Below are 18109 nucleotides of genomic sequence, written 5' to 3' on the forward strand. Positions count from 1 at the left end.
GGTCCCCGCCCCATGGAACGTCGGCATCACCAGGGCTGCGAAGCCTGCACGGTTCGGCGTTCCCGCCCGACCCCGGTATCCCAGGTGATGCGATGGCAATCGCTTCTGACCAAACCGCCCCGCCCTGCTGTCCGTCAGCCGCCGAACACGAGACAGACTCTGGCGCAGTCTCGGCCCGATCCGCGCCCAGCCGACCCGCCGCTGCACCACCCCGTTGTTCTGTCGCGCAGCGTTGGATGTTCACAGCGCTCGGATTGATGGTCGGCTGGCACTTGACCTATGAAGGCATTGCCAAATGGTTGGCGCCGGGATGGACATCGGCCGGCTATCTGGAATCGGCATCGGGACCGATGGCAGAAACGTGGCAGCGTTTGGCCCAGTCATCCGGTTGGGTCGCCTGGATCGATGGTTTAAACATCGCCGCTTTGATCTTGATCGGACTGTGCTTGATGACCGGGTTCGCCCAGCGTCTGGCAGCGACCGTCGGCATGGTCTTGTTATTGATGTATTACTCTGTCCGTCCACCGTGGACCGCCACCGACGTCGGGTTTGCATCGGAAGGCCACTATTTGTTGATCAATAAAACCTTGGTCGAAGCGATGGTGTTGGGGCTGATCGCTGCAACGCCCAGTTCATGGTCCTTTTCCATTTGGCAACTGGTGCGACAGTCGTTAGCGAAATACGCGGCCGGTGTCAGTGTTCCACCCAGTGTCAATCACGATGCGCCCGCCGATTCGCCACAGCGGCGAACCATTGTCAAAAACTTAATCTCGATCCCTGTGATTGGCACGATGGCATTTGCGATCGCCAAACAACACGGATGGCAAAGCCACGAAGAAGACGATTTGCGTCGACACGTCGATGGCAACAGTGAACCAACGGTCAAGGTGACACAGGCGGCGGATTTGAGCCAGTTGAAAAGGCCTATCCCTGCCGGCAAGATCGGTGACATCGAAATCGGACGTATCATCTGCGGAGGTAACTTGATCAGCGGATTCGCCCACAGCCGAGACCTGATCTATGTATCACAGTTTCTGAAGAACTACTTTACGTCGAACAAGGTTCTGGACACGTTCTGGTTGTGTGAACAATGCGGTATCAACACCACTGCGGTTAGCGCTCGGCCCGAGCCGGTCGCCTTGCTTCAGGATTACTGGAAACGCGGCGGGACGATGAAATGGATCGCGCCGGTGTATCCCAAAGACGATGATTATCGCAGCAACATTGATTTCGCCATCGACAATGGTGCTTCGGCGGCCATGATCATGGGGAACGTGGGCGACCGCTGGGCCCGAGCCGGAAAGTACGACTTGATGGCCAAAACGATCGACTACATCAAAAGTCGTGGGGTACCGGCGGGTTTGGCCGGGCATGAATTGGCAACCGTTCAGGGCGCTGAACAGCACCGATGCGGGGCCGATTTTTATATGAAGACGCTGCACTGCCGCGATTACTGGTCGTGGAAGCCGGAGCAGAAGAAGGACAAATTGATCATCGACAATTATTCCGTTGACAACTATTGGGAACGCACGCCCGAAGAAACGATCCAGTACATGGAAAGCATCGACAAGCCATGGATCGCATTCAAGACGTTGGCTGCCGGTGCGGTGCATCCAAAGAAAGGGTTCCGATACGCTTTCGAAAACGGTGCCGACTTCATCTGCGTGGGCATGTTCGATTATCAGATCATCGAAGACGCCAACATTCTGACGGCTGTCTTGGATGATCCCAAGTTAAATCGTCGCCGTCGCTGGATCGCGTGATGCGACGAGTCGCTACGATCGATCGCCGCGAAAACGTTTCCGGTATGCTTTGGGCGTCATGCCGGTGTACTTGCGAAAACGTTTCGTGAAATGGCTCTGGTCGAAGAAGCCGACCGCCAGGCCGACGTCGGCAATGGACTGGGATGACCCGATCAACCGATCCTGCGCATCTTGGATGCGTCGTGACAAAAGGTACTCGCTGGGCGTCATCCGAAAGAGTGTTCGGAAACGTGTGTTGAACTGCGTCGAAGACAGTCCGGACATCGCCGCCAATTCCGACATCGACACCGATTCGGCGTAGTGCTGATCCAGGTGTCGGACCGCAGGCAACAGTTCACGAAAGAACGACGCTTGTTCCTCAGGGGTTTCGATCGGATACATCACTCCGGCCAATCCGATCACGTGCTGTTGTGAATCGACCACCGGCGTTTTGGTTGACACATACCATCGCGGGGCGCCTGCGACGTGGGGAACTAACCAAATCTGGTTGGCGACCATCTGGCCGCTGGAAAACACGCGGCGGTCTTCGGCGTGATAGGCTTCGGCCAAAGCGACCGGTTGAAAATCCAAGTCGGTTTTGCCCAACAGCTGGTCCAATCGTTCCAGGCCGAACACGTCGCGAAGGTTCCGTTGATTAGCGTCCACGTAACGGTGTTGGGTGTCTTTGGCATAAAACAACGTCCCCGGCAGATGGTCAAACAACCGCAAAACGTGACGCACGTCCGGATGGTGAGCGAAAAAGGATTCGCGAATGGATTGGCCGTTGGGCGATGGTGGTTTCGTCAATAGTGGCGTGTCCGGGAGACAAAAAATCGGAGAGCGGCGGACCGGAAGGCGGGAGGGCGGATGGCGTCAAAACATACCAAAAGTGTCGTTTGGCAATACAAGACCCGTGACGTAATTGTTCGATAATACGGTTTTAGCGGTGGCGAAACGAACCTTCCCCAGTAGCTTCATTCGGGCTAAATGATAAATCCTACCAATACGGTTTCGATCCCTGCCTGCTTCCTGGCCGCCATTATCGTGGTCTGCGATGGCGGCGCGGCGTCCGCGTCCGACGCAGCGGCGACAGCGATATCCGAGGGCAAAGACGATGGCACGACGGGCGAATTGACGCCGACCATTTCATTCAATCGTGACGTGCGGCCGATTTTGTCGGACCGTTGTTTCAAGTGTCATGGACCGGATGCAGAAAACCAGGATTCGGATCTGCGACTGGATACGCACGAAAACGCCGTTGCCGATTTGGGCGGATACCAGGCGATCGTTCCTGGAGATCTGGAGGCCAGTGAGCTTTACCTGCGGATTCACAGCGACGACGAAGACTTGGTGATGCCACCGGCTGATTCGCTTCGCGGGCTGTCGAAGAAGGAAAAACAGATTCTGGATCAGTGGATCTTGCAGGGCGCGCCCTACGAACGTCATTGGTCTTTCGAAACGCTGCCCAAGAGTGTTGCAGTCCCGCCGATCGACGATCCTTGGGTGACCAACCCGATTGACCGATTCGTGATGGCTGCGATGCATCAACAGAATGTTGCGCCAGCCGATCCGGCGAGCAAGGAAAAGTGGTTGCGTCGCGTGACGTTTGATTTGACGGGGTTGCCGCCGACACTGGATCAGATAGACGCTTTCATCGCCGATGATTCGCAGACCGCATTCGAAACGGTCGTCGATCGGTTGTTGACCTCCGACGCATGTGCCGAACGTTTGACCAGCGAATGGCTGGACGTCGCTCGGTATTCCGATTCGTTCGGATACCAGCGTGATGATGCACGCTACGTTTGGCCGTACCGTGATTGGGTCATCGACGCCTTCCGACAAAACATGCCCTATGACCAGTTCATCACGTGGCAGGTCGGCGGCGATTTGATCCCCGATGCGACAGAAGAGCAGGTCTTGGCGACGACGTTCAACCGTCTGCACTCGCACAAGAAGGAAGGCGGCGTAGCGTTGGAGGAATTTCGGATTGAAAATGTCGCCGACCGGACACAAACCTTCGCGGCAGCGTTCTTGGGTTTGACGCTGGAATGTTCACGGTGTCACGACCACAAGTATGACCCGATCACGATGAAGGATTACTATTCTCTGTCGTCCTTTTTTGCCAATGTGGACGAACGCGGATTGATCTCGTATTTCACGGATGCAGTCCCGACCCCGGCGATGCCGCTTCCGACCGACGAACAGCGTCAACGTTTGGAACAGGCGGGCAAAGACGTTGCAGCAGCCCAGAATCGATACGACGCAGCCATCAAAGCGGCTCACGTGCGATTCGAACAGTGGTTGGATCAGATCGACGGCGACGAATCCCAGACCCAATCGATCCCGGACAAAGTAGCGGCGTTGTCATTCGACCAATGGGTGCCGGCCACCGAAGAGGAATCAGTCAACGAGACGGGGAAAAAGGTTTCAGCGGACTCGATGCGGGCGATGCCCAACGAGGTGGACGCCGATCACCGTGCCGTGACGCCGGATGCGAATCAACTGGTCGACGGACGCCGCGGCAAAGCCATTCGTTTGACCGGTGATGATGCTGTGGTTTTGCCTGGAATGGGCCATTACGAACGCCATCAACCGTTTTCGGTTTCGTTGTGGATCCGATCTTCCGAAACGGACCAGCGTGCGGTCATTTATCGTCGATCTCGCGGTTGGGACGATGCGGGATCGATCGGATACGAATTGACCAAGTTGGGTGACAAGCTGAGTGCCAAACTGGTTCACTTTTGGCCCGGCGATGCCATTTGTGTGGAGACGACCGAACCGATTGCCGCCGACCGCTGGTACCACGTCGCGGTCACTTACGACGGATCCTCCAAGGCGTCGGGGCTGAAGATCTTCATCGACGGATCACCCGCCGACACGAAGGTCGTTCAAGACCATCTGACTCGCAACATCACCCAGTGGCGTCAGGGGTACAACGATTTTGCGATCGGTTCACGTTATCGCGATCGTGGTTTCAAAGACGGCATGGTTGACGATTTTGCGTTGTTCCAGCGCTGTCTGTCACCGATCGAAGTCCGCCAGTGTTTCGACGGGCGGTCATTGTCGGATCGATTGGCGACGTCCCCCGACCAGTGGTCGGCCGATGATCGTCAGCAGATGCTGCAGTATTTCGTTTCTGCGATTGATCCGTCGTGCCGGTCCGCGATGGACGAGTTGACCGCGGCGCGAGAGGAATACGGCGCGGCGATGGACGCGACCGAAGCAATCACGATCATGCGGGAACAAAGCGAACCGCGACCCGCGTATATCTTGAACCGCGGAGTGTATGACCAGCGTGGCGATCAGGTCAGCGCCGACACACCTGAATTCTTGCCGCCGTTTCCAGATTCGGAACCTCGCAATCGTTTGGGGCTGGCCCGTTGGTTGACCGACCCGGATCATCCTTTGACCGCTCGTGTGGTGGTCAATCGGTATTGGCAACTGTTGTTCGGCAATGGATTGGTCCGCACGCCGGAAGACTTTGGGAATCAGGGTGAACCGCCGACGCATCCGGAATTGCTGGACTGGCTGGCACGCGACCTGGTCGACCACGGTTGGGACCTTCGCCGTCTGTTGCGAATGATGGTTCTGTCATCGACGTATCGTCAAACGTCCGTGGTCGATCCGGAAAGGCGTCAAGCGGATCCGGAGAATCGCTGGCTCGCTCGCGGGCCGGATCAACGATTGTCGGCGGAAATGATCCGCGACAACGCGTTGGCGGTCAGCGGATTGCTGGTGCGTGACGTCGGTGGTCCGCCGGTCAAGCCGTACGACGTGGCGTTGGCATACACGCCGTTGCCGGTCGACGAGGGTGCAAAGCTGTATCGACGCAGTCTGTACACATTCTGGAAACGCACATCGCCATCGCCGGTGATGATGACGATGAACGCCAGCAAGCGAGAAGTCTGTCGGGTGCGGCGTGAGGTCACTGCTTCTCCGCTGCAAGCCCTTGTGTTGATGAATGGTCCACAGTTCACCGAAGCCAGTCTGGTCGCTGCGGCGAATTGGTTGGCGGAATTTGACGGTGATACTGACACGATCATCCGCGTGGCGTTTCGTTCGTTGACCGGACGTGAACCGAACCAGCGGGAACAGGAAATCTTAAGTCAGATGGTCGACGAACAGACCGAAATCTATCGATCCGAAACCGATCTGGCGAAACAGTTTGTACAGTCGGCGTCGCACGTGGACACGCCGCCACAGGACACCGCACGATGGGCGGCGGTGGCCGTCATGGTCAACGCGGTCATGAACCTAGATGAATGTGTGAGGCATCAATGAATCCGTCAACTCTTTGCACCGGACATGATACGGGGCTGACGACACGTCGGACGTTTCTATCGCGATTCGGTTACGGCCTTGGTTCGATCGCATTGGCGGACTTGTTAAATGCCGATGGAGCCACCGTTTCGCCTGGGGCTTCTGCCGGCGGTGCGATCACGCCGCATTTCGAACCCAAGGCCAAGCGGGTGATCTTTTTGTTCCAATCGGGGGCGCCGTCCCAGATGGAATTGTTTGATCCCAAGCCGATGTTGAACGAGTTGCACGGTACCGAAATGCCGGCGTCGGTCCGCATGGGCCAGCGTTTGACGGGCATGAGTGCGCACCAGGCCAGTTTGCCGCTGGTCGGTTCGCCGTTCAAGTTCACGCAGCATGGTCAAAGCGGAACTTGGTTGAGCGAACTGTTGCCGCACACGTCGAAGGTGGCCGATGACATGTGCATCATTCGGTCCATGAATACCGAAGCGATCAATCACGGACCGGGCGTGACCATGATGCAAACCGGTAGCCAGTTTCCGGGCCGACCGAGTATGGGATCGTGGTTGTGGTACGGGCTGGGCAGTGAAAGTCAAGATCTTCCCGGATTCGTCGTGATGGTCTCGACCAAGCGTGGCGGGCAGCCCCTGGTTTCGCGGTTGTGGGGCAGCGGTTTTCTGCCAGGCAAGTATGACGGCGTGCGTTTGCGACCGGATGAAAACGCCGTTCTGTATCTGAAGAACCCCGCCGGCGTGGATCGAAAGGGCCGACGATTGGCACTGGAACGTCTGCAAGAACTGCATCAGTTGCAATTGAACGCCACGTCGGATCCTGCCTTGGAAACGCGGATCGCCCAATATGAAATGGCGTTTCGTATGCAGTCGTCGATACCCGAGGTGACGGACATATCGGGGGAGACCGAAGCGACGCTGAAAATGTACGGCGACGACGTTACGACGCCGGGAACGTACGCGTCGAATTGTTTGCGAGCCCGACGTTTGGCCGAACAAGGCGTCCGCTTTATTCAGCTGTATCAACCCGGATGGGATCACCATGGCGGGTTGCCGGGCGGCATCCGCAATCAGTGTCGGATCACGGATCAGGCGACCGCCGCGTTGATCCAGGATCTGAAACAACGTGACATGTTGAAGGACACGCTGGTCATCTGGGGTGGTGAATTTGGACGGACCAGTTACTGCCAGGGCAAGATCGGACCAAAGAACTATGGCCGGGATCACCATCCGCGATGCTTCAGTTTGTGGATGGCCGGTGGCGGCGCCCGTGGCGGTTACACCCACGGCGAAACCGACGAATTCAGCTATAACATCGTGAAGGACGGTGTGCACATTCACGACTTCCATGCCACCGTGCTTCGTTTGCTTGGAATCGATCACGAACGGCTGACGTTCCGATACCAGGGCCGTGATTTTCGTTTGACCGATGTGCACGGACACGTGGTTGACCCGTTGATTGCCTAGCATTCGCGGATCGCCTTATGTGCACGATCGATGGGCGTTGGTCTTTCTTCAGAAGGACTCACCATCGCATCGGAACGTTCGCTAGGTCGCCCAGGAGATGTTCGCATGACGACGCCGCAACGACTTCGTGACTACTATGCCGCTTGGTCGTGGCAAGACGTGGATGCGGTCCTGCAGTTCTTTGATGATCAGTCATCGTTCGAGGACCTGGCCTTCGCCGCCAAGTTCGACGGACTTGATCAGATCCGGTCCTTCATCGAACTGACCTACGCCGGTGCACCGGACTTCGAAGTCCATCCGACGGAGGTCATGGTCGATGGTGACAAGGCGGCTGCGTCATGGTTGATGAGCGGGACGCACCGCGGCGACTTGCCAGGATTTCCGGCGACGGGCAAACGATTTGAGGTCCGTGCCGCGTCAATCATCCAGATGTCCGGGCCGACGATTCATCGGATCGTCGACTATTGGAACCCGGTCGAATTTCAGCGCTCGGTGGGGCTGGCCTGAGAACGTGGGGCATGCGGCCGCGTCGCCGCGGACCTGGCATCGATTTCCAACCCAGCCTGTGGTGTATTCTCTTTCGCTTCCCGAGGGGGTAAGGGGCGTGATCACGCCGTTTCAATCCCGGGTGGGTGTGAATTCCCAACGATGAGGGCGCTGTTTTTTGATGAGTGTGACGAATATTCCGGCGTATTTTGACTAGACTGCCGAGGCTTTGCCAATTGTCTGCGCATGTGGTCTCACTTGGAGCCCACGCCACGGCATCGATTTTTTTGGGCCACCCGGCCATCGCAGACGCTGGACGACTTTTTCGATTTTCTCATCCGGATCCCTCATCTGTGTTTCTCTCCCTCATCTTTCGCCGCACGCCATCGCTTGCGTGCGTGGCCTTGTTGGTTTCCCTCGCGGGTTCAGTCACCGAGGCTGCCGTTTTCGATTCCTTTGATCCCGACCGACATGTGCGGTTCGCCACCGGTGCGATCAGCGTCGGATCGGAGTTGCCGGTCAACAGCGGATTCTTGATTGATCACAACCAGATCAGCGGTGTGGGGATCAACAGCGTGGCCCTGATCACGCCCCAGCACTACGTGACGGCGGATCATGCCGCGACGGGCGTTGCCCAGTTTCGTGGCAGCGACGGGATCGTTCGGCAATACGCCAGCAACGGTTTCACCACGATCGCACGAGGCGGGAACAATACCGACATTCGCATCTACACCTTAGCGTACCCGATCCCCACGGCGCACGGCGTCAAACCGCTCAGCATCGCGACGGCACCTTTCGCCCCCGATTGGATGGACCGAAATCTGTACGTGTTTGGTAAACGCAACGTCGAAGGGACCAGCATGCAAGTCGCCGGGGTGAACGATGTCAGCGTGGTTGCATCCAACGTCGAACTGAACACGGGGCAAATCACTAATTCGATTGAATTCGCTTTCGAACGCGGCACATCAAGTGATGAGATTGGTCTGCAAGGCGGCGATTCGGGAAGCACCACTTTGACGTGGGCGGGCGGTCAATTGGTGCTTGCCGGATTGAACAGCGGAATTCAAACCGGGGTCAGCCCGACCGATACATCAGGGGTGTACCTGAACTACGTCACGTATTTGGGCGGCTACGTCAATGAGATCAATGACTACGTCGGACAGACCGAGTATCAGGGGCAAGCGTTGTCGATCAGCACGATTTCCGTCACCGCCGTTCCCGAGCCCGGAACCCTGTTGGCCTGTGGCGTGATCGCAGGCGTGGGCGTGGTGCGGAACTATCGTCGCAAAAGCAACAAACGCAAGTCGATCGCCTGACCGATTGAATGCACTCCGTGCGGTCAGGCAGAATCATCTCCAAAGCTTTCCGTTGATCGTCGTGATTTCTTCCGCGGAACCATTGAGCGGTGACGATCAGCGTTCGTGCCGATTGCGGTTGAACCGCTAAGCGGCTTCGCCTTCGCTTTCGATTTCGCCCTTCTCATTGACGTCTTCGAAGCGGATCGACACCTGCTTGCTGACGCCGGATTCTTGCATCGTGACACCGTACAGGGTCGTCGCGGCGGTCATCGTTTTCTTGCTGTGCGTGACGACGACAAACTTGGTTTGATCCAAGAACTCGTTCAGCACGGTGACGAAGCGTCCGATGTTTGCTTCATCAAACGGCGCGTCGACTTCGTCCAACACGCAAAACGGGCTGGGGCGGTACTGGAAGATCGCCATCAACAGTGCGACGGCGGTCAGGGCTTTTTCGCCCCCGGACAGCAGCGAATTGCTGAAGCTGGGTTTGCCAGGCGGCGTCGCGACGATCTCCACGCCGGCTTCCAACGGATCCTCGTCTTCTTCCAAAATCAGATCGGCGTTACCACCGCCGAATGACTTGCGATACAGCTTGCGAAAGTTCTGGCGGATCGCTTCCAGCGTGTCCATGAACAAACGGCGGCTGTCGGCATTGATCCGTCCGATGATCCGCTGCAGTGAATCCTTGGCCGCGGTCAGGTCTTGGTACTGATCGTGCAGTTCGTCGTATCGGGTTTGCAGTTCTTCCAGTTCTTCCAACGCTTCTAAGTTGACCGAACCGGTTTTTTGAAGCTGGTTTCGCAATTGGCTAATTTCGCGATCCACCGCTTCGCGGTCTTCCGGCGGTTGCAAGTCTTTGGGCGGTTCGGTGCCGCGCAGATCGATCTCGTAATCCTCCAACAAGCGATCGGCCAGCGTGTCGCGACGCAGCCGAGCGTTGTCCCGCGCGGATTGGATGGAATGGACGCGACCGCCCGCCTGGGCAGCTTCCTTGATCGCCGCGTCGCTTGCCTTTTGTGCGGCTTTCGTGGTCGTGCGAACTTCGTCAGCCGCTTGCGCCAATTGACGGATTTCCGCTTGCTTTTCCTGTGACTGCCAATGCAGCATCGCCAGGCGGCTGTCGGCGTCCAACAATCGCGCGTTGGCTTCGTCGATTCGCTTTTGTGTGGCGTTTGCCTGGTCGCGAACTTCTTGAACCGCCGCTTCGCGTTGATTTTGGTCGCGGTGTTGTTGTTGGATCGTCGCTTGCAGGGCTTCGTGTTTCTGTTCGGCCCTTGCAACGTCGACCGAGACGGCCATCACGTGTTTGGTCGCGTCTTGGAATGCGGTTTCGGCACCGCAAAGGGCCTCGTCCAGATCGGCACCCTGCAGTTCCAGGGTCTCGATACTCTGGCGTCCCTGTTCGATCTCCGATGCAATGCGTTGTAATTCGTCTTGGACTCCCGTCAGTTCGCCTGCGGTGTCTTCGTGCAGTTGTTCGGTCTGTCGGAGTTCGCGTTGTTGGTGGTTCAGGTTTTCTTCGGCGTGACGCGATTCGGCTTTGGCGGCGGCCCGAGCGGTCACGTCGCCACGATGGGCTTGTTCCAATCGGCCCAGTTCGGCCGCCAACTCGTCGACGACTTTGTCCAAGCGATCCGCTTCGGCGACCGCCTCGTTCAATTGAAATTGATAGTGGTCACGTTCACGTGCGGCCGCGTCCAATTCGCTTCGGCGGCTGACCAGACCCGTGTCGGTACCGCCGGGCCCGACAACGATGGTGCCGTCGGATTCCAACAGTTCACCCGTGGTGGCGACAAAACGTAGCCCCGCACCGCTTAGCTTTCGCAGGTTGAATGCTGTCGCCAGGCTGTCGACGATCCACGTATTGCTTAACAGGTGTCGTGCCAGTGGTTCGTCTTCTTCGTCGCACTGCAGCATGCGATCGGCGCGGCCCACGACGCCCTTGATGCCATCCAAGCGGATGCGATCGCCCGGTCGTCGGGTGGGCAATTCATCGATCCGGATCAGTCCGACTCGACTGTTGACCTCGACCTCTTTGTTCAAAATCGCCTGTTGGGTCAGATCGCCGGTAACGACCAAGTACTGGCTACGCTGGCCCAAGGCGGCGTCGATCAGCGGCGCGACATTGACGTCGACGCGAAAACAATCGGCGACCATCCCGCGAACCGTGCCGGCCCACTTGTGGCGTGCGGCATCGTTCTTCTGCGTCGACAGTTCTCGCAGCCGATCCAAAATTGCGCGGACGCCGCCGGAAACGCCTTCCTGTCGTTTCTGCAGATCTTGCAACACGTCCAACCGCTGGCAAACGCCTTCCAAACGCCCGCGCAGTGCGGCAACCTCATCACGTCGGCGACGCGCGTTGCGGCGGTTGTCTTGCAGCTTCGCGTCGGCCAATTCGATCTGCTTGGCACTTTCGGCAATCGACTGGTCCAACTGCGCGACATGTTCCGCTTTGGCCTTGGCATCCTGGCGTGCCATTTCGACGGCTTCACGCGATTCGCCCAGACGCTGTTTCAGCGACTGCAGTGCACGTTCTTGTTCGGTACTTTTCTGTGTCAGTCGTTGTCGGTCGGCTTCCAAATCGGCGACGCGGCGAACCTGGACCAGGTGTTCACGTTGGTTCTCGGTCCGTTTGGTTTGGACGTCGGCGACTTCGGCGCCGATTTCGTCACGCTGCTTTTCCGCTTCTTGATGCCTTTGCGTGGCGCGGTCAAGGTCCGCCTGGTACTCGGCCAAGCGTTGGCCGGCGGAGCGTAATTGTGCGGCGGCTGATCCGGCTTGGGACTGTAACAAACGGATGCGCCGGAGCGATGAAGCTTGAGCCTTTCGCAGGTCTTCGACGGTGGATCGATCGGCGGCGGATCGGCCATCCAATTCAGCGATTTGTCCCAGCCATGCACCACGTTGTTCTTCCGCTTGGCGAGCCACATCGGCGATCGATTGCAATTCCAGTTCGGCGGCTTGGCGTTGTTGTTGCAGTTCCTGTTGTTGAATCTCCAGCTGTTCTTGTTGCTTGATCGCTTCGGCCAGTTCGATCTCGGCCGTCTCAAATTGCTGGGTCAGTTCCTGCCAGTCGGTCCACGCAACCTGGGTGCGAAGTTCACGCAGTCGTTCGGTCGCCTGGCGATACTTTTCCGCTCGCGACGCTTGACCTTTCAAGCTTTTCAATCGCGACGCCACTTCGTCGACGATGTCGCCCAGACGGGTCAGGTTTTGTTGGATGCGGCCCAGGCGACGTTCGGCCTCCGCCTTCTTGGCTTTGAAACGACTGATGCCTGCCGCTTCTTCGAAAATCGCGCGGCGTTCTTTGGCGTTGGCCTGAAGCATCCGGTCGACTTTGCCCTGTTCGATCAGGCTGTACGCGTCGATACCGATGCCGGTCCCGCGGATCAGATCGCGGACATCTTTCAGGCGAACCGCCTGTTTGTTGATCAGGTATTCGCCTTCGCCGCTGCGATACACGCGCCGGGTGACGTGGACCTCCGGGGCGTCGACCGGCAGATTCCCCGAGGAATTATCGAAGATGATCGTCGCTTCGGCAGCGCCCGAGGGCCCGCGAGTTTGCGAGCCCTTGAAGATCACGTCGGCCATTTCTTTGCCGCGCAGACTCTTCGGACTCTGGCTGCCCAAGACCCACTTCATCGCGTCGACGATGTTCGATTTGCCCGAACCGTTGGGGCCGACGACGACGGTGATGCCATCGGGAAAGTCGAACCGAGTGCGATCGGCGAAGCTCTTGAATCCGGACAGTTCGAGCGCTTTCAGCATGCCAGGATCTGTCGACGGCTTCGGAAAAAGGCGGAAAAACGGGGATGATGCGGACCGGTTTAGGTTAGATCAAACGTGCGATCGGGCCTAGGGCGACTGGTCCGCCGTACCCGCACAGGCGGTGATTTGGCCATCGGATCGAACCGCATCATCGCTACAACCCCTACGGTCCACCGGGGATGCGTCCGATCCAGGTTCGGACGGGCCGGCAAATCCAGATGCCCCCTCTGTGGGGCCCGGTTCGGAACGCTGTCATGGGCGGTCGGGACAGGCAAAGTTGATGGATTGGCCCGGACACCTGAACAGATTTTACACGGCCGTTACACGCAGCGTCGGGTCTGTGACAGGGCTGTTTCAATCGATCGCTAAGATTCTCCACAAGCGGCGGTCGGCGTGGATCGAGACAGCGCATCTTGAACACCCGGCCGCTGGTTCACCACGGACTTTTTCCAGGATACAGACTGCATGTCGACCGTCATTGATTCGCCCACCCGAGAATCGGATCCGAAGAAGGCCGATTCGCCGAAATCGCCCAGCCTTGACCAGCATCCCAACCACGGGGATGCCGAAACCGGCGAAGTGGCGATCCCACAGATGGAAACCGACGCGACCGGAATGGCGAAGCCGGATCATGGCAAGCCGACCGCCCAAGAACGACGCCGCCGTGACAACTTGAGTCTGTATGCCCTGGGTTGGCTGGGGCTGGCCCACATCGGATGCCTGTTCGCACCGATGACGTTCACTTGGGCGGGGCTGTTCACCCTGATCGGCCTGCACTGGCTGACCGGTAGCCTGGGGATCTGCCTGGGTTATCACCGGCTGCTGACGCACACCGGCATGAAAACGCACAACTGGGTGCGGTACCTCTTCGGCGGCATCGGATCGCTGGCCGGCGAAGGAAGCCCGCTGGACTGGGTGGCCGATCACCGCAAACACCACGCCCACAGCGACCAAGAGGGCGATCCGCACTCGCCGCACGACGGCGGATGGTGGAGCCACGTGTTCTGGTTGGCCTATCACACCCATGACGGCGACCGCAAAGACTATTTGAACCACTGGGTCCCCGATCTGATGCGAGACCGCGGCATGCGGATTTTGGACAAGATGTTCTTGCCGATGAACTTGGCCCTGGGGGCCGGATTGTTCGGCATTGGGTACGCCTTTGGCGGCCTTTCGCTGGCCACGTCACTGTTCATCTGGGGATTCTGTCTGCGGCTGGTCTTGGTCCTGCACGCGACCTGGTTGGTCAACAGTGCGTCGCACATCTGGGGTTACAAGAACTATGAAACCTCCGATGACAGCCGCAACAACTGGATCGTGGCGATCTTTGCCTACGGCGAAGGCTGGCACAACAATCACCATGCCTACCCACGCATGGCCAAGCACGGGCACAAGTGGTGGGAATTCGACATGACGTGGATGATGATCGTGTTGTTGAAGAAGATGGGGCTGGTCTGGGACGTGGTCGATTACAAGAACGCGGCCGAAAAACGTGCCCGAGCGGCGGCCCAAGCTGACAAAGCCGCGTGATGCCACCTTTTGGGGGTGGCTGTTTGTGCCGGCCTAAGCGTCATTGAGCACCTGCTTGCGGCGTTGGTTTCGCTGCAATTGGCGCCGCGACGGATCGGCCGGTTGCGGTGGTGACGCGGCGTCTCGGGCGGCTAGACTAGGGAGGCGGCCGATACGACGTCGGCCGCGGTAGCGTCGGTCCAGGCGAAGGTGTTGCACGCGTTCGAAGCGACGATTGGCCTGTGACCACGATTTTCACTTGGCGGTAGGAATCAATGGCACAACTGACGATCTTTTTGGGTGTGCTGCTGTGCATCCAAACGGTGTTCGCGTTGTTCGTCAATTCGGCGAAGTATCCCGCTGAATTCATTCCGATGATTGTCGGAATCCCGGTCTTGTTCGTCGGCGTCGTGTCGCTGAATCCACACCGCCGACGACGCATGGGCTGGTTCTTATTGTGCCTGGCGACCGTCGGTTTGCTGTTCAGCAGTGGTTTGTCGCTGCGTTGGTTCGGCCACGCGGCCGATCATCCCGGCGGCGTGATTGCCGTTCGCTTGGCCGGTGCGATGGGTGCTTCCTGCTTGGCCTTGGTATTCATCAGCCTGATGATGTTGCGACGACGGGCCGGTGGAAACGGTGGCGGCGTTTCGCGATTGGCCGATGTATCGCTGACCGATGCGATCCAGCCGCACGGAGACGACCAGGCAGATTCCGAATCCCATTCCGAAACGGCGGGTGTTCGTCCGTTATCCAGCCATGTGGCCTTGCCCGCGGACCGCGGCGAAGTCGGGGTGACCGAATCGGTTTGATCGCGTCTCGCTGAACTCTGCCGGCCAAGTGAATCTAGCCCGAACCCTGGATTCACTCGTCTTTGTTGATTCGACGGGAATGATGGATTCGATGGGAATGCCAAGCGACTTAGAACAGTTCCGCGATCGCAGCATCCGCCGCGGAATCGTTGCCGAAAATGGACGACTCATCTTCATTCGGAAAATCGGCCGGGCCTGCCACTGACGTGACGATAGGTCCAGGGTTCGATTCGCCGGAGACGGCCGACCGATTCAATTCGTTGATGACCAAAAGTGCATCGAACGAAGTCAACAAGTAGTCACCGTTGACATCGTAATATCGACCACTGAATGCATCGGTTTGTGGGTCCAGTGTTTCGTCTTCGCCACGGCGTGAAAGTTCGTTGATCACCAACAATGCGTCCAGCGCGGTTGTGCCCTGCTGGTCATCCACGTCGGTCGGCGATTGCTGGTTCTGGAATTTGGGCGGCTCGTCGTCCAGAACCGATAAGCCGGCCGAATCTGACGTATAGCCTGTGGCCGTAAAGGTCATGTTGTACGAAGCGGTCAGTTGCGCCTGGTCGTCGTCGACCGCGGTGACGTCGATCGTCGTTGATGCCTGACCGGCAGGGATCGTGACCTGCCCTGGCAATGAAAGCCGTCGGTTGGTTCCGCCAACGTTGACCGTCAGCGGTTGTTGGGTATCCGTGTTGCTGCGTGTGACGGTCAGCCGAACGGGGTTGCCGCCTTCGATCACGGAGCCCGACGAAAACGCGGCATCAATCGCTTCGGCATCGGTCACCGCCAAATCGATCGATGCGGCCAAGTAATCGGCGGCGGTGGCTCGAATCGGGGCCATCTGCGTTCCATCCAACAATTGGTCGTCGACCGCATCGATCGGTACCACGGTCGTGGTCTCACCGGCAACGATGGTGACCTGAGCGGGGATGGAAATCTCCGATGCATCGGATTGTAGCGACACAGTGACAGCCGACCCGGTTGCCGATGCCGGACGACTGACTCGCAATTGCGTCGCCCCCGTTCCCGCGTTTTCGGCGATCGTCGTTTGGTCCAGCGCCAGAATCAACTGTGGCGGTGCGGTGACGCTGACGCGGAACGACGCGCTGTCGTTGCCTCCGTCATCGTCGGTAACGGTGACCGTCACGGTGTAGTTCCCCGTCGATTTGTAAACGTGGCTGCCGTTGAAGCTGGCCAACGTTACTCGGTTGGCGTTGCCGTATTGATCGATCGTCGCCGTGCCCGTCGTCGGCGTCGTGTTGTCGCCCCAATCGACGGTGTAAGTGAATGTTTCGTTGGTCGCCGGCGATGCCTTGGTGTTTCGGAAACCAGGATCGCTGATCTTGCCCAGGTCCGTCAGCGACAGCGACTTGTCGACCAGAATCGTTTGGTTACCGACGACGGTCAAATCGGGGGCGACGTTGGTGACCGTCGCGGACCGTTCGTACATCTTTTCGCCCGCACCACTGCCCTGCATCACGATGCTGACCGGGTACGACCCGTCATCGCCATAGTCATGACTGGCCGAAATGGTGCCTTTGGTGCTGTGCACGCCCCAGCCCATGTCGTCCATGGCCGCAAAGTCCAGGGGAGTCATCAGTTTCCGTGTGCCCATGACGATGGTGTTGCTCATCAACGGTTGCTGTCCGTCGCTGACCAAATCGCCACGAAAATGTCCCGCGTCGGCCATGGGGACGTTGCCACCTTGGCCATAAACGGCTTTGGCTTTCGCACCGCCGAAACCGACGCCACCGAGCAATCGTTGGAAACTGGATGCGGTTCCGAATCCCAAAACGTGCGCCAATTCATGAGTGGCCACGCTTAGAAAATCGTTCTGGGTCGATTTCAAACCGTCCGGGTCGGCGCCGAAGTACCACGATGCTCGGTTGTCGAACGAAACCGATCCGCCCCAGGGGCCAAAGTCGGTCGGCGCCGACGTATTCAGTGCACCCGATTCACCTCGGCCGCGGACCGTGTTCAGCCAAGCTTGAGATCCCGACGCACTCCAGCCGCCGGACGCTCCCAAACCGATCGATGCACCGGGAAGGTCACGGGCGCCGACGAAGATCAAGATCTCGTTGGCGTTGACGCTCAGGTTGTTCAGCGTCGCGTTGGATCCGTTACCGGGGTGTGTGAATTTGGCAGTCCATTTGTTGGTGCCCGATGGTCGGATCGCGGTCAGATCGTCGGTCAGTCGTTTGACCAGTGCGTCGGCGGCCGTTTGCAGCAGGCTTCGCCGTGAAGATGTGAAGAACCCACCGGTGTCGTAGCGATAATCGAAGCGGATCTTCAGCGGGCCGGTCGACGTACCCCCGGACACGGCAGCGGTCGATGTGGTGCCGTCGCCCCAATCGATCTGCGCGGAAATCGAACCGGACAGTCCCGCGGTATCCACCGACTTGGTGAACGCAAACGGGCTGCCCTCGGCCACCATCAGACGCCGCATCTCCAGCGGCTGGACGCTCAGCGGCCGTCGTTTTGTGCTGCGTTTTCTGCGATGGCGACGGGTCCATGTCATCAGATCGAGCTTCCAACATGCGAAAAGAAGGAATAGGGGCGAATCGGCCGTCGGTGTGGCAACGAACCATCGACGCAGGTTTGGTAGCAACTTGCGGGCCAGAAGATTACCGATGCCGACGGTCGAATGTTCACCCGAGACCAGCGTAAACCAACCGCCCGTGTCGGGAAAAGCTAGAAAATCGCCCGATCGAACTGTATCGGTCAAGCTCCGCATGACGGGACACTGAGTCATGTAGGTCATGCTT

At 58.4% G+C, this 18109-nt stretch carries 10 protein-coding genes; 7 read left to right on the forward strand and 3 right to left on the reverse strand.

What is annotated here, in order from left to right; translation table 11 throughout:
- The first annotated feature begins 236 nt into the window (after positions 1–236).
- Positions 237–1763: a DoxX family protein gene (locus HFP54_RS16010; protein WP_168565877.1), complete on the forward strand. Its 1527-nt coding sequence runs from the start codon at positions 237–239 to the stop codon at positions 1761–1763.
- 12 nt (positions 1764–1775) lie between these two features.
- Here the strand turns inward: HFP54_RS16010 and HFP54_RS16015 are convergent, their stop codons facing one another.
- Positions 1776–2549 (reverse strand): AraC family transcriptional regulator, encoded by a 774-nt coding sequence (locus HFP54_RS16015; RefSeq protein ID WP_146413340.1) that lies wholly within the window; start codon positions 2547–2549, stop codon positions 1776–1778.
- Between the two features lie 180 nt (positions 2550–2729).
- Between HFP54_RS16015 and HFP54_RS16020 the strand changes: the two genes are divergently transcribed.
- From HFP54_RS16020 to HFP54_RS16035, 4 genes are all read left to right on the forward strand, one after another.
- Positions 2730–6023, forward strand: coding sequence for a DUF1553 domain-containing protein (locus HFP54_RS16020; RefSeq protein WP_168565878.1), 3294 nt, complete (start codon positions 2730–2732; stop codon positions 6021–6023).
- Positions 6020–7477 carry a DUF1501 domain-containing protein gene (locus tag HFP54_RS16025; RefSeq protein WP_235951883.1) on the forward strand — a complete coding sequence of 486 codons (1458 nt, stop codon included), beginning with the start codon at positions 6020–6022 and terminating at the stop codon, positions 7475–7477. Before HFP54_RS16020 ends, HFP54_RS16025 begins: the two co-directional genes overlap by 4 nt.
- 105 nt (positions 7478–7582) lie before the next feature.
- Positions 7583–7984, forward strand: a complete 402-nt coding sequence (locus tag HFP54_RS16030; protein ID WP_168565880.1) for an ester cyclase — start codon at positions 7583–7585, stop codon at positions 7982–7984.
- Between the two features lie 332 nt (positions 7985–8316).
- A complete protein-coding gene (locus HFP54_RS16035) occupies positions 8317–9279 on the forward strand; it encodes a hypothetical protein (protein WP_168565881.1) in 963 nt (320 codons plus the stop codon).
- 126 nt (positions 9280–9405) lie between these two features.
- Here the strand turns inward: HFP54_RS16035 and smc are convergent, their stop codons facing one another.
- On the reverse strand, positions 9406–13029 hold the full coding sequence (smc, locus tag HFP54_RS16040) for a chromosome segregation protein SMC (RefSeq protein WP_168565882.1): 3624 nt from the start codon (positions 13027–13029) through the stop codon (positions 9406–9408).
- 465 nt (positions 13030–13494) lie between these two features.
- Here smc and HFP54_RS16045 point away from each other — a divergent pair, with 465 nt between their 5' ends.
- On the forward strand, positions 13495–14559 hold the full coding sequence (locus HFP54_RS16045; protein ID WP_146413346.1) for an acyl-CoA desaturase: 1065 nt from the start codon (positions 13495–13497) through the stop codon (positions 14557–14559).
- A 254-nt stretch (positions 14560–14813) separates the two neighbouring features.
- Positions 14814–15347, forward strand: coding sequence for a hypothetical protein (locus tag HFP54_RS16050; protein ID WP_168565883.1), 534 nt, complete (start codon positions 14814–14816; stop codon positions 15345–15347).
- A gap of 109 nt (positions 15348–15456) precedes the next feature.
- Here HFP54_RS16050 and HFP54_RS16055 read toward each other — a convergent pair whose 3' ends face one another.
- The gene (locus HFP54_RS16055; protein WP_168565884.1) at positions 15457–17862 is read right to left on the reverse strand and encodes a dockerin type I domain-containing protein; all 2406 of its coding nucleotides are present in this window, start codon (positions 17860–17862) and stop codon (positions 15457–15459) included.
- Positions 17863–18109: the final 247 nt, after the last annotated feature.

The sequence above is a fragment of the Crateriforma spongiae genome (assembly GCF_012290005.1).
Classification (GTDB): Bacteria; Planctomycetota; Planctomycetia; order Pirellulales; family Pirellulaceae; genus Crateriforma; species Crateriforma spongiae.